Here is a 12,696-nt window from a genome sequence, read left to right as displayed (position 1 = left end):
AACTACATTTCACCGAATTTCTCGTTGTATTGTTCATAAAACGGAAGCACATTTGCTTTCTTTTTGCCGCTCAACATAAAAACCAGAGATACTTCACTGGTTCCTCCGGACTGTCCTGATAATCCCGATACCACTAAATCATAACTATAAGTAAACTGCCATTTGTTTCTTACAAAACCAATCAATAAAATAACAGCATCATAACGCAGTCCAAAATTCTGGCGAAACCAGGTTCCAACAGCTAATCCTCTTTTCGCAGCAAGAAGTCCATAATTAATCTGATGAAAAACGCCTTGTGATTGTACAATTAGCTGTGGAGAAATATCAAACTTTTTTCTGTAATGTCCATTGAGGTATACAGGAAGCCGGGCACCTAAATGAGCGGTATATTTCCGTTTCAATTTTGTTCCCGATTCACTATTTGAAGTATAGGATTGATATGGCTCGGCCAGGTGATCAATCGAAAAACCTCCAAAATAACGCTCGTTATAAATCAAAAATCCTGTTCCTAAATCAAAATAGGAATAGTCAGGATCAGTAAGATAAGCCAGTTCACCCGACACTCCGTGGTTACCAAAATTAACATCTATATTATCAGCAAAAATAAGCCTACTAATTCCTAACGTGTTCTGATTAAAGCCAACCTGAATTCCGGCATTCATTCTAAATTCTTCTGTCATTTGAACCGACACAGCATATAAGGCATTAACCTGATAAGCATTTAAAGCACCGTCCGCCTGCAAGTCGTTCATAAGATAAAGACCAATACCTCCTCGCAATTTTTCAACAGGGAAGTCAATAGATGTACTGTACGTAGTAAATGCATTATTGAATGCATGCCATTGTTTTCGATACTGAACTGACACACGAGGAACTCCACTCGATCCGGCAAACGCAGGATTTAAATACAGCGGATTGGCATAAAATTGAGAAAAGGAAACATCCTGCCCTTTAGAATTGTAGAAGGCGATAGCGAATATAAATACTACTAAATAATGCCTACGGAATCTCAATTGTTGTTGTTTTATTGAAGAAACAAATATAAATTTTTATAACAAGCTAAACCGCAGATAAAAATTTATAAAAAAAAAGGTTGCCATTTTACCGGCAACCCCTAAAATTCAAATAAAACTAATCGCGCTGTTATCTTTCTTTAGATCTTCCAATTGTTTTCATTAACCATCCAGTTTTCCATTTCTAAACCGGTTTCGGTTTCCACAACCAGCTTTGGAGCAACGGTCCAATTTGAAGCATCCGTCATCCAGCTTTCCATTTCCAGTTCGCTGTCGGCTTCTTCAAAAACGATTTCAGTTGTCGCGGTATTCCAAATGGCCTCATCGGTCATCCAGCTTTCCATCTCCAAAGTTGTTTCTACAGTAGTTTCAAGGCTTGAGGCAGTAATCGATTCGTGTGCTTTTGCATTTACATTTCCAGCTAATAATATTATAGAGAAAATTGCTAATGCTGCTAATTGTTTAATTGTTGTTTTCATGTTTTCTGTTGTTTAATTGTCTTTCTACTTGATAAATTGTTTTCTGTTTTTGCCTTCGTTAAGGTCTTTTTGTTTTCTAATTGTTTGTTTCTGTTTACACTCTAATAGACTGTTTACGCCTACAAAGGTTACACACCCTTTTGTTAAAAAGAATAAAAAAAATGTTAATGAAATCCTAAGATCGGTAAACGAACAAAACTATCGGTAAATAAAAATACCTTTTGGTAGGGAATTAGCTAAATCTGTCGGTAAATGGCGAAAAATGCCAAACACTGCCGAACCACTTCCCGACATGGCAGCATACACTGCACCCAGATCGTACAGCTGATGTTTTAATTCACGTATCTGCGGATACTGAGGAAAGACACTCGTTTCGAAATCGTTTTTTATCACCCTTCTCCATTCTTCTACCGGTAAAGAGGCGATTCTACGCAGGTCAAAATCGGGTTTCTGCGGTGTAATAGTTCGGTAGGCCTCCACGGTACTGACCGAGCAATCCGGTTTTATTATTACAATTGAATACTCCGAAAGATCGAGTTCGATGGATTCAAACTGATCGCCAATCCCGTAGGCAAATGTAGGTTTGTTCCGGATAAAAAACGGGCAATCGGCACCAAGACCAGTTGCATACTGCTCCAAAGTCTGATCATCGAGATTTAAGTTGAAATGCTTATTCAGCATTTTCAGGGCAAATGCCGCATCTGAAGAACCACCACCTAATCCGGCGCCAAACGGAACTACCTTATGCAAATGAAAGTGGAGTTCGGGCAACTGAAAATCTCGCCTTAACAAGCGATAGGCTTTTATAATAAGGTTATTCTCAGGATCGCCATCCACCTGGATGCCTGAGATGGTCAGTGCTGTGTTATTCGCTTCAACAAATTCCAAAGCATCGGCCAGTTTTACCGGGTAAAAAATGGTTTCCAGGTTGTGGTAACCATCAAGTCGTTTTTCAACCACATTTAAACCGATATTTATTTTGGCATTCGGAAACGAGATCATAGGACAAAAATAGTAACAATCATGACTTCTGTAATCATTAACGATATTGAAAAATCCCCCAAATGCTTTTTACTCTCTCTCATTCCCTCTCTTCTGAAAAGAGAGGGACGACTGTGTCGCAGGCACAATCAGGGTGAGTTCTTTCGATTAATAATCGATTTTACTATAGAATTCAACTGATCTTTGAAGAAAAAAAGCCACCTGATATTCTCAGATGGCTTTCAATTTATTTATATGAAACGTTCTATTCTTTTGTGAATGCCTCGTATTCTTCCGGAGAACCGCAGGTACAAATCAGGTTTCTATCTCCCCAGGCGTTATCCACCCTGCCAACCGGAACCCAATATTTGTTCTCGCGAATCCATTCAAGCGGATAAGCCGCTTTTTCGCGACCGTAACTGTGCGACCATTCATCCGAACACACAACTTTATCGGTGTGAGGAGCATTTTTAAGCACGTTATCTGTCTTATCGGCAACACCACTTTCTACTTCCTTCACCTCAGCGAAAATTGAATTTAAGGCCCCGATAAAACGATCGAGTTCTTCTTTCGATTCACTTTCGGTTGGCTCAATCATCAGGGTTCCGTGAACAGGGAACGAAAGCGTTGGCGCGTGGAATCCGTAATCCATCAAACGCTTGGCGATGTCTTCCTCCGTGATTCCTGCAGAAGCTTTCAGGTGACGGCATTCGAGAATCAGCTCGTGCGCCACCCTTCCGTTTTCACCGGTATATAAAATTCCGTAATTGTCTTTCAATGCAGTGGCAATGTAGTTGGCATTCAGAATGGCAACTTTTGTAGCTTCTGTTAAACCTTCGGCACCCATCATTTTAATGTAACCGTAAGTGATAGGCAGCACAGAAGCACTTCCCCACGGAGCACCCGAAACAGCAGTAATACCAACATGACCATTATTCATTACCGGGTGCGAAGGCAGGAAGTCAACCAGATGACTGGCTACTCCAATAGGACCAACACCAGGACCACCACCACCGTGCGGAATGGCAAATGTCTTATGTAGATTCAGGTGACAAACATCGGCTCCGATCAAACGTGGATTCGTTAAACCTACCTGGGCGTTCATGTTCGCACCGTCCATGTAAACCTGACCACCGTTGTCGTGAATGATCTCACACATTTCAACGATAGAAGCTTCAAACACACCATGTGTTGACGGATAAGTTACCATAAAGGCTGAAAGATTATCCTTATGCAATTCGGCTTTCGAACGAAGGTCCTCAACATCGATATTACCTTTTTCGTCGCAAGCAACAACCACTACTTTCATTCCGGCCATTACAGCACTTGCCGGGTTGGTACCGTGAGCCGACGAAGGAATAAGTACCACATCGCGCTGACCTTCTCCCCTGCTTTTATGGTATTCCTGAATCACCAGCAATCCCGCGTATTCTCCGGCTGCACCCGAGTTCGGCATCAAACTAACATCGGCCATTCCGGTAATTTCTGAAAGATCGCGACGCAATTCTTCCATCATTTCGTGGTAACCCCGTGCCTGATTTTTTGGAATAAATGGATGCAGACCGTTGAATTCGATCCAGCTCAATGGGAATAATTCGGTGGCCGCGTTCAGTTTCATGGTACACGAGCCAAGTGAAATCATCGACTGTGTCAGCGAAATATCCTTTTTAGCCAGTCGCTTGATGTAACGCAACATTTCAGTTTCAGAGCGGTATTTGTTAAATACTTCCTCAGTCATGAAAGTTGAGGTACGTCGGAATTTCTTGTCGATTTCAACGCCTGAAGGATATTCTTTGGCTACCTGCCATTTTTTGTTGGCTGCTTTAGCAAATACTTCTATAATCCAGCCAATATCTTCAGGGTTAGTGGTTTCATCGATACTGATACCAACATCGCCGTTGTCGAAATAACGGAAGTTCATTTCCAGCTCATGCGACAGCCACTCAATGTCCTCCCGCATTACATGTTTTGGAAGTGAAAAACGAATGGTATCGAAATAAAATTTATTCACCTGTTCGTAGCCCAGTTTTTCGATTTCTGAAGCCAGGAAAGCGGCAATGTTATGAATACGAGTGGCAATTGCAGTTATACCCTCCGGGCCATGATACACCCCGAAAAATCCGGCCATAATAGCCAGCAATGCCTGTGCAGTACAAATATTCGAAGTTGCTTTCTCGCGTTTAATATGTTGTTCACGCGTTTGCAGGGCCATGCGCAAAGCCCGGTTTCCGTGAATATCTTTTGTTACGCCGATGATCCTTCCCGGCATGTTTCGCTTGTATTCTTCGCGAGCGGTGAAGAATGCTGCATGCGGACCACCATAACCCATCGGAACACCAAAACGCTGCGTGTTTCCGAATACGATATCGGCTCCCCATTCTCCCGGAGGAGTCAAAATAGCCAGCGACAACAAGTCGGCTGCAACCGCCACTTTTATTTCTTTTTCGTGAGCTTTGGCAACCAGGTCGGCATAATCAACAATCTCACCATCCGAATTCGGATATTGAACGAGCACACCAAAAACGGTTTCGTCCAGCTCAAATTCGCTCATTGGCTGAACAAGCAGTTCGAAACCCAGCGGCAATGCACGGGTTTTTAGTACGTCGATTGTTTGTGGCCACATTTTTTCGTCAACCAGAACAGTGTTCACACCGGCTTTCAGCATTTTCCTCGAACGCAGGTTAGACATCATCACCATGGCTTCGGCAGCTGCAGTAGATTCATCGAGCAACGAAGCATTGGCAATTTCCATCCCTGTAAGTTCGCAGATCATGGTCTGGAAGTTCAGCAACGCTTCAAGCCTTCCCTGCGAAATTTCGGCCTGATATGGCGTGTAAGATGTGTACCAAACCGGATTCTCGAGCACATTGCGAAGAATAACTGCCGGTGTAATGGTGTCGTAATACCCCATTCCGATATAGGTGTTGAACACCTTGTTTTTAGAGGCCAGCTCCAAAATCCGACGGTAATATTTTCTTTCCGAAAGTCCCTCGTTTAATTTAAGCGGGGTCTTAAACCGGATATTGGCCGGAATGGTCTGTTCCAGCAATTCATCCATCGACGAAACACCAACAGCTTTAAGCATTTCAGCAATCTCGTGATCGCGCGGGCCAATGTGGCGTGTTACAAATCTATCCTGAGACATTTATAGCTTTTTAATTTTGATGATTAAATTTTGTGCAAGTATATGAACAGTGTTCAAATGAAAAAATGATTTTAAACCAATAAGTGCAACGAAATTATTACGTTAGAAACGGATTTGAGCTTTTTTCAAAACCAAGTGTCGTTTCAGGTCCGTGTCCGCTGTAAACTTTTGTATCGTCGGGCAATTGAAACAGTTTGTTTTTTATTCCTGAAATCAGGGTATTGTAATCTCCTCCCGGAAGATCAGTGCGGCCAATACTTCCGTAAAACAATACATCGCCGGCAATAATAAATTTGTCATTGGGCGAATAAAAAACCAAATGACCGGGAGAATGCCCGGGGACATGAATAATTTCCAGTTCGCTGTTTCCAAACTGAATCGTTTCGCCTTCGTTCAGCAAGTGGTCGAGTGGGCCAACTGTTCCCATCTCCATCCCAAACATTTGAGCTTGCGACATCGATCGTTCGATCAAAAAAGCATCTTCGGCGTGGCCATAAAACGGCACGTTGTATTCTTTCCGGATAAACTCAACGCCCATAATATGATCGAAGTGACAATGCGTGTTGGTAATCTTCACCGGTTTCAGCTTATTCTCGTCAATGTATGTTCGTACTTCGTTGTACTCTTCTTCGTAATAAAATCCCGGATCTATAAAGATACACTCACCACTTTCGTCGGAAAGTATATACGAATTTTCGCCCAGCGGATTTACCATGAATTTTTCGACTGTAATCATAATCAACTGTTTACTGTTCCTTTTAACATCGGAACAAAAAGAAACCTTCCGTGTTTCTCGGTTTTAAACTCGTTTTCATCTACACGGGTTACAACATACATTTCCTGCTTATTGTTGTCGCCCACCGGAATTACCATGCGGCCACCAATTTTCAGCTGGTTTTTAAGTTCTATAGGAATGGACGATGCACCGGCTGTTACGATTATTTTATCGAAAGGTGCGAAATTAGGCAGGCCGTTGTAACCATCTCCAAAAAAGCAGGCCGGGGAATAACCTATTGATGGAAGAAATTTGTGCACTTTGGCATACAATTCCTTTTGCCGTTCGATGGTAAAAACTTTAGCTCCCATTTCGAGCAACACTGCAGCCTGATAACCCGATCCTGTTCCCACCTCGAGAACCTTTTCGTTCTTTTCAATTTGCAAAAGCTGAGTCTGACAAGCCACCGTATAAGGCTGAGAAATCGTCTGTCCGGCTCCGATCGGAAAAGCCTGGTCCTTGTAGGCGAAATTAATGAAACCACTGTCCATGAACAAATGACGAGGTACCTTGCCAATGGCAGCAAGTACACGATCGTCGCGTACTCCCTTGATTTTCAAACCATCAACAAGGCGTTTTCGCAGCCCTTGGTGCCGCAGTGTGTCATTATTATCCATGGAAATTAAATATCAGCAAAAATAATCGAATTGAATCGTGGTATGGCATCGTTAACAGCTTTCAATATTAACATTTAACGTTAATAAGTAAATCTTTATTTGCAATTATTTTATATTGCCGAAAACTACATTTGTAGTGATAACTCATAAATACCATGCAAATGATCAGTGTCGGCTTAATAGGAAACACTAAGATTCTGGAACCACATGCACTTCGTTTAAAAGAAAACACGCGGGTAAATCTTATTGGTAAAGCTTCTGTGGGAAGCAGTAATCAACTGAATAGTTTTCATTATTCCATTCCCGAGTTCAACAAAGTTGAATTGATTGAACGTGCCGATGTGATTTTAATGGACAACTCAACACCCCTCCCGTTTAAAATGATGCAGGAGATCATTCGGAAATCGAAACACATTTTTTGCACAGAGCATCCAAACTTAACGATCGACGAATGCACCGAACTGACCAAACTTTGCAACGAGTCGGGATCGATTGTGCAGGTAACCAATCCGTATTATTTTACACCGGCTATTCAGTGGATGAATGCCAACATTCAAACACCGGCATTTATCGAATATTCGAATTTTGAAGCCGGAACTGCCAGCGAATCATTGTATACCATGTTGCTAATGTTGCTTGGAATTACCGGTATCAGCCCAAAAAAAATTGGTGCGGTTACTTTTCCGGGTTACAATAACTCTAAATTTTCGAATGTGCGACTCGAATTCAGCGACGGATCGGTGATCAGTCTGAATTTTGGAAAGCTGGAATCGCTCAACGATTTCAAGATCAGAATTTATGCCGACAACCAGTTTGTTACGTTCAATTTTACTCAAAATACTTTTGTTTGCGACAATAAAGCTATCGATACCAAGCCTTACAAAAACATTGATGAGTTTGTGAGTTTTCTGGATACCGTTGAACACAAAAGCGAGAAAACCAGCAGCCTGGAGGATTACCTGATCGCTATGCATTTGGTTCAAAAAATTAATAAGAAGCTTACACTGTTCTCATCGTACTAGTTCAGGTTGTTTTTGCAGAAAAACACCATAATCAACTCTTATTCAGAGCAAAACGACACCACGCAAAAATGTGCGGTTTCCGGCTTTAAAAATCGCGATTGTTTCATCGGAATAAATCGTTGTAAAAACCTATTTTTGCCGCAATAAAATTTCAGGGAAATCGTTCTTAACGTGAATTGCGTACGACAGAACCTGACTTAATCCTTCATGATGAATAAAAAGTGGCAAGTTGGCAAATACTTGTTTTTCGATTTTTTAGCAGCCGCCCTCTCCTGGACCATTCTTTTCATTTATCGTAAAGAAGTGATTGAGCCGCAGTATTTCAATGGTTGGAATGTGCCGTTCGAATTCACGAAGCAGTTCTACCTTGCACTGCTGATCATCCCAATATTCTGGATTCTTTTTTATTATATTACCGGATTTTACAAGAACATTTACCGCCGTTCGCGTCTGCTTGAACTGGGGCAAACCTTTGCTACCTCGCTGGTCGGTGTTGTAGTGTTGTTCTTCGTATTTATCCTCGACGACTGGATTCAATCGTATAAAAACTATTACCAGTCGGCACTGGTTTTGTTCGGTGTGCATTTTTCGTTAACCTATTTCTTCAGGCTTGTTCTAACAGCCCGCACCACAAGTCTGATCCACCAGCGAAAAATAGGTTTTAACACCCTGATAATCGGGAGTAACGAAAAAGCGCTAAAGCTGTTTCATGAAATGGAAAGCCAGGTTCGACCGGCCGGAAATAAATTCGTGGGTTATGTTTCTGTCGAGAACAAAACTGAAGATCCGTTGGGCGAGTTTTTGCCCAAACTGGGGGAACTGGACACCATTCTGGAGATCCTTGAAAAGAACAATATCGAAGAAGTTATTCTGGCCATTGAAACGCATGAACACGAGAAAGCAAGTAATATTCTCACCGTAATCGAAAACCGGCAGGTAACCATTTGGGGCATCCCCGATCTGTATGATTTCCTTTCGGGAACGGTAAAATTCAATTCCATATACGGCAGTCCGCTTATTAAAATCAGTAACGGACTAATGCCAGCCTGGCAGGAAAATACAAAGCGCCTGCTCGATGTGGTGTTTTCGCTGATTGCCATGGCCATTTTTTTACCGGTATTTATCGTTTTGGCCATAATCATTAAAGCAACATCAAAAGGACCTGTTTTCTACAAGCAGGAAAGAGTTGGGCGTTATGGCAAACCCTTTAACATCATCAAACTGAGGAGTATGGTGCACGGCGCCGAAAATGGGAAACCAGCACTTTCGTCGGATGACGATGAGCGCATTACTCCGATCGGACGATTCCTGCGCAAAACGCACCTCGACGAAATTCCGCAGTTTTACAATGTATTGATCGGTGAAATGTCGCTGGTTGGACCACGTCCGGAGCGAGAATATTACATTAAAAAAATAGTTGAGAAAGCGCCACATTACACCCACCTGCACAAACTACGTCCGGGGATTACTTCGTGGGGACAGGTAAAATACGGTTATGCCTCAAACCTTGACGAGATGCTCGAACGCCTCCCTTACGATATGATGTACCTGAAAAACATTTCGCTCTACATCGATTTTAAAATTCTTATTTATACGGTTCTGGTGAGTATAAAAGGAAACGGGAAGTGAGTTTAGAGTTTAGTGTTCAAGTTGGCAATTTGCAATATGCAGTTGGCAGTTTTGTTCCGGGAGTTTGAATTTTGGCAATTTCTCAATCTGGCAGTTTAGCTAGTGTAATTAAAGCATTCCCGCATTTACGCATTTATGCATTATTCTTAAAATCCTTCAGTCCCTCAATCCTTCAATCCATCAGTCCTTCAATCCATAGTCTCGCTCAACTTTTGCAATTCTTACTTTGTAAACTTCATACCATTTTTCCTTTCCCAGTTTCTGAGCTTCCAAATGGTCGATGTTCGATTTCCAGGCTTTGATGGCCTCCAGCGACTCCCAGTAAGAAACGGTAATGCCAATCTCATTCCGTGCACTTTCAACACCCAGAAAACCGGGTTGAATGTTAGCCAGTTCCAGCATTTTTTCTGACATTGCCTGATAGCCATTATCTCCTTCCGTTCGAACAGAAGTAAAAATTACGGCGAAATAAGGCGGTTTTGGCGTTTTTGCGATCATTGTAACTTGAATGTTTGAATCGGTTTGTAAACAGGACCTTCCGGACGTAAAATACTCTGATAAAGAATAAACTCCGAAACTTCAACCTGCTGGTATTCTTTATCGGGTAACTCGTCGATAACGGACATAAAGCGATTTCGGTTCTCAAGAAATTTTATGCGCCCTAAAGTTAAATGCGGTCTGAAAGGTTTCAATTCGGGAAGAAAACCAATGGAAGTCACAATGTCCTCCACTTTTCCTGCCAGTTGCGACATGGCTTCTTCTTTGGTGATTCTAACAAAAAGCACATGTGGATTGCCTTTGCTTTTAAAATAACCGGCGCCTCGAATTTTAAAACTGAATTTTGAGGTATCGTTTGCCACTTCTTCCAGCCGATCGACCAAACTATAAAGTTGTTCGCGCGTAGTGTTTCCGATAAAACGCAGCGTTAAGTGAAAATTGTCTTCGGGCACCCAGTTGATATGTTCAGCATTAAACAGCCTTTTAAAAACTCTGAACTGATCCAGCAACTTTTGATCGGGATTAATTTTAATGGCTATAAATGTTCTGATTTCGTTTCGCATCACAGGTAGCCGAGTTCAATTAAGGTCACAATTTCTTCCAAGACCTTATCCTCTTCCTCCGGATCGTATCCGGCTTTCAGGTCGTTCTTGAAAATTTTGGCCATAGTTTGCCAGAAGGTGGCACTAAAACCACCTCTGAAATCTTTGATCAAAGCGTAGGGCGTACGTTCCGTTTCGCGGTTGATCAGCTTCAATAAGATACGCCCATCTGAAATTGACCATTTTTTAAGCTCGTCCATGTGTTCGTCAAGCAGTTCTTTTTCCAGCTGCTTCATCAGCTTTCTCCTGTCTTTCTGGTCTTCCAAAGCATAGTACTGTGGCTCGTATTTTTTTAATAATTCACGGGCCTCCACCGCTAAAGGATATACCTTTTTCACCTTTTGTACATAACGGGTATACCGGCGATACTGCCTGTTGTTTTTGAATTCGCGTTCGGGAAAAACCACTACTTCCTTGATGTTTTTAAATATCAAGGTGTCTCCATCCTGAACAATTCCCATATGGATGTCGGTTGTATCGCGCTCCTGTGCTTCGACTGCCATAAACCAAAACATCAGAACAAATATGAATACTCCTCTTCTCAAAACCACCTTTTTTTAAACATATACGTAAATGTAAAACGTTTAATTGTTTATCCAATTATAGCCATTCAAAGTTTATATCTTTGCTTTTGCTCAACTACGAACAGCGTTCAAATAAACTACGTTAAATGAAGACTTGTGTTCAATCGGAAATAGGAAAACTGGAAGGTGTGATCATTCATACTCCCGGTTCGGAAGTAGAAAATATGACTCCGGAAAATGCGGAACGTGCCTTGTACAGTGACATTCTGAATTTGTCGATCGCTTCAACCGAGTACGAACAGTTGAAAGGTGTTTTGGGGAAAGTATCGAAAGTTTTCGAGGTAAAATTACTGCTGAATGATATCCTGAAAACAGAAAGCGTAAAAGAAGAACTTCTGAAGGAAATTTGTGCCATTGAAAAAGTAGATCAACCTGACGACCTCTTTGGTTTGCCAGAGAATATACTCAGCAATGTTTTAGTTGAGGGTGTTGCCCTGCAAAAAAACAACCTCACCAATTACCTGAGCAACGAACGCTTTTTGCTGCGGCCGCTGCACAACCTGTTTTTTACCCGCGATTCGGCGATGGGAATGAACGAACACATGCTGGTTGGCAAAATGGCCAATCCGGTCCGTGAACGCGAGTCGGTGATCATGAATGCCATATTTCGCTACCATCATGAAATCGATACGCAGATTCTGAATCCTGCGAAACCAAATCGTGGCATCATGTTAAATCCAAAATCAACAATTGAAGGAGGTGATGTACAAATTGGCCGAGAAGATGTGTTTGTGATCGGAACCGGTATTCGAACCAGCACACAGGGCATCGATTTTATCATCGAGAACATCAAACAACTGAAAAAAGAAATACACCATATTATTGTCCAGGAATTACCCGAATCGCCTGAATCGTTTATCCATCTCGATATGGTTTTTACGTTCCTGAATACCAACGAATGCATGGTTTACGCCCCGGTAATTTACGGTATGAGCCGTTTCCGAACAATTCATCTTGAAATTGAAAACGGAGAAGTAAGTCGCATTGAAGAACATCCGAATATTCCGGCTGCACTAAAAAAACTGGGAATGGATTTAAAACCGATTTACTGCGGCGGTAATGGCGATCCGTGGGTACAGGAACGCGAACAATGGCACAGCGGCGCCAATTTCATGGCATTTGAGCCGGGCAAAATAATCGGCTACAAACGCAATGTGCACACCATTGAAGAACTTAATAAAAATGGTTATGATGTGCTGACAGCAGCCGATGTAATATCGGGTAAAGTATCGCCCGATGATTACAAAAAATGTGTTATAACCATTGCCGGATCGGAACTGGCACGCGGCGGTGGCGGTGCACGTTGTATGACACAGCCGATTCGACGTGCTAAAGTAAACTGGTAAGAAAC

Annotated in this window: 12 protein-coding genes; 3 read left to right on the top strand and 9 right to left on the bottom strand. The window is 42.1% G+C overall.

What is annotated here, in order from left to right:
- Positions 1–2: 2 nt before the first annotated feature.
- The 6 genes from HFD85_RS17960 to HFD85_RS17935 all read right to left on the bottom strand — a co-directional run bounded on the left by HFD85_RS17960 (position 3) and on the right by HFD85_RS17935 (position 7,010).
- Entirely contained in the window at positions 3–1,013 is a 1,011-nt protein-coding gene (locus HFD85_RS17960) for a PorP/SprF family type IX secretion system membrane protein (protein ID WP_167613038.1), read from the bottom strand.
- A 140-nt stretch (positions 1,014–1,153) separates the two neighbouring features.
- Complete coding sequence (locus HFD85_RS17955; RefSeq protein WP_167613036.1) at positions 1,154–1,492, bottom strand: hypothetical protein; 339 nt, start codon at positions 1,490–1,492, stop codon at positions 1,154–1,156.
- A gap of 198 nt (positions 1,493–1,690) precedes the next feature.
- Positions 1,691–2,494, bottom strand: coding sequence for a 4-(cytidine 5'-diphospho)-2-C-methyl-D-erythritol kinase (gene ispE, locus HFD85_RS17950; RefSeq protein WP_167613034.1), 804 nt, complete (start codon positions 2,492–2,494; stop codon positions 1,691–1,693).
- Positions 2,495–2,738: 244 nt separating this feature from the next.
- The gene (gene gcvP / locus HFD85_RS17945) at positions 2,739–5,618 is read right to left on the bottom strand and encodes an aminomethyl-transferring glycine dehydrogenase (protein ID WP_167613032.1); all 2,880 of its coding nucleotides are present in this window, start codon (positions 5,616–5,618) and stop codon (positions 2,739–2,741) included.
- 97 nt (positions 5,619–5,715) lie between these two features.
- A complete protein-coding gene (locus tag HFD85_RS17940; protein WP_167613030.1) occupies positions 5,716–6,354 on the bottom strand; it encodes an MBL fold metallo-hydrolase in 639 nt (212 codons plus the stop codon).
- Between the two features lie 2 nt (positions 6,355–6,356).
- Positions 6,357–7,010, bottom strand: a complete 654-nt coding sequence (locus tag HFD85_RS17935; protein ID WP_167613028.1) for a protein-L-isoaspartate(D-aspartate) O-methyltransferase — start codon at positions 7,008–7,010, stop codon at positions 6,357–6,359.
- Positions 7,011–7,171: 161 nt separating this feature from the next.
- Here HFD85_RS17935 and HFD85_RS17930 point away from each other — a divergent pair, with 161 nt between their 5' ends.
- Together HFD85_RS17930 and HFD85_RS17925 are read left to right on the top strand one after the other, a co-directional pair.
- On the top strand, positions 7,172–8,032 hold the full coding sequence (locus HFD85_RS17930) for a Gfo/Idh/MocA family oxidoreductase (RefSeq protein WP_167613026.1): 861 nt from the start codon (positions 7,172–7,174) through the stop codon (positions 8,030–8,032).
- Between the two features lie 207 nt (positions 8,033–8,239).
- Positions 8,240–9,661, top strand: a complete 1,422-nt coding sequence (locus HFD85_RS17925) for a sugar transferase (RefSeq protein ID WP_167613024.1) — start codon at positions 8,240–8,242, stop codon at positions 9,659–9,661.
- A 180-nt stretch (positions 9,662–9,841) separates the two neighbouring features.
- Here the strand turns inward: HFD85_RS17925 and HFD85_RS17920 are convergent, their stop codons facing one another.
- Genes HFD85_RS17920 through HFD85_RS17910 form a run of 3 tightly spaced genes read right to left on the bottom strand, consistent with a single transcriptional unit; the run spans position 9,842 to position 11,306 of the window.
- Entirely contained in the window at positions 9,842–10,159 is a 318-nt protein-coding gene (locus tag HFD85_RS17920) for an antibiotic biosynthesis monooxygenase family protein (RefSeq protein ID WP_167613022.1), read from the bottom strand.
- A complete protein-coding gene (gene thpR / locus HFD85_RS17915; protein ID WP_240925079.1) occupies positions 10,156–10,722 on the bottom strand; it encodes an RNA 2',3'-cyclic phosphodiesterase in 567 nt (188 codons plus the stop codon). Before thpR ends, HFD85_RS17920 begins: the two co-directional genes overlap by 4 nt.
- Positions 10,722–11,306 (bottom strand): DUF4294 domain-containing protein, encoded by a 585-nt coding sequence (locus HFD85_RS17910; protein WP_167613018.1) that lies wholly within the window; start codon positions 11,304–11,306, stop codon positions 10,722–10,724. Before HFD85_RS17910 ends, thpR begins: the two co-directional genes overlap by 1 nt.
- Positions 11,307–11,431: 125 nt before the next feature.
- Between HFD85_RS17910 and HFD85_RS17905 the strand changes: the two genes are divergently transcribed.
- Positions 11,432–12,691 (top strand): arginine deiminase, encoded by a 1,260-nt coding sequence (locus HFD85_RS17905; protein WP_167613016.1) that lies wholly within the window; start codon positions 11,432–11,434, stop codon positions 12,689–12,691.
- Positions 12,692–12,696 lie beyond the last annotated feature (5 nt).

The organism is Maribellus sediminis (genome assembly GCF_011799805.1).
Taxonomy (GTDB): domain Bacteria; phylum Bacteroidota; class Bacteroidia; order Bacteroidales; family Prolixibacteraceae; genus Draconibacterium; species Draconibacterium sediminis_A.
This window is presented reverse-complemented; position numbering and strand designations above follow the sequence as displayed.

Bases quoted from the DNA above. Each gene is read 5' to 3' on its own strand.
- HFD85_RS17955 (WP_167613036.1), bottom strand. From the start codon at position 1,492: ATGAAAACAACAATTAAACAATTAGCAGCATTAGCAATTTTCTCTATA.
- ispE (WP_167613034.1), bottom strand. From the start codon at position 2,494: ATGATCTCGTTTCCGAATGCCAAAATAAATATCGGTTTAAATGTGGTT.
- gcvP (WP_167613032.1), bottom strand. From the start codon at position 5,618: ATGTCTCAGGATAGATTTGTAACACGCCACATTGGCCCGCGCGATCAC.
- HFD85_RS17940 (WP_167613030.1), bottom strand. From the start codon at position 6,354: ATGATTACAGTCGAAAAATTCATGGTAAATCCGCTGGGCGAAAATTCG.
- HFD85_RS17935 (WP_167613028.1), bottom strand. From the start codon at position 7,010: ATGGATAATAATGACACACTGCGGCACCAAGGGCTGCGAAAACGCCTT.
- HFD85_RS17930 (WP_167613026.1), top strand. From the start codon at position 7,172: ATGATCAGTGTCGGCTTAATAGGAAACACTAAGATTCTGGAACCACAT.
- HFD85_RS17925 (WP_167613024.1), top strand. From the start codon at position 8,240: ATGATGAATAAAAAGTGGCAAGTTGGCAAATACTTGTTTTTCGATTTT.
- HFD85_RS17920 (WP_167613022.1), bottom strand. From the start codon at position 10,159: ATGATCGCAAAAACGCCAAAACCGCCTTATTTCGCCGTAATTTTTACT.
- thpR (WP_240925079.1), bottom strand. From the start codon at position 10,722: ATGCGAAACGAAATCAGAACATTTATAGCCATTAAAATTAATCCCGAT.
- HFD85_RS17905 (WP_167613016.1), top strand. From the start codon at position 11,432: ATGAAGACTTGTGTTCAATCGGAAATAGGAAAACTGGAAGGTGTGATC.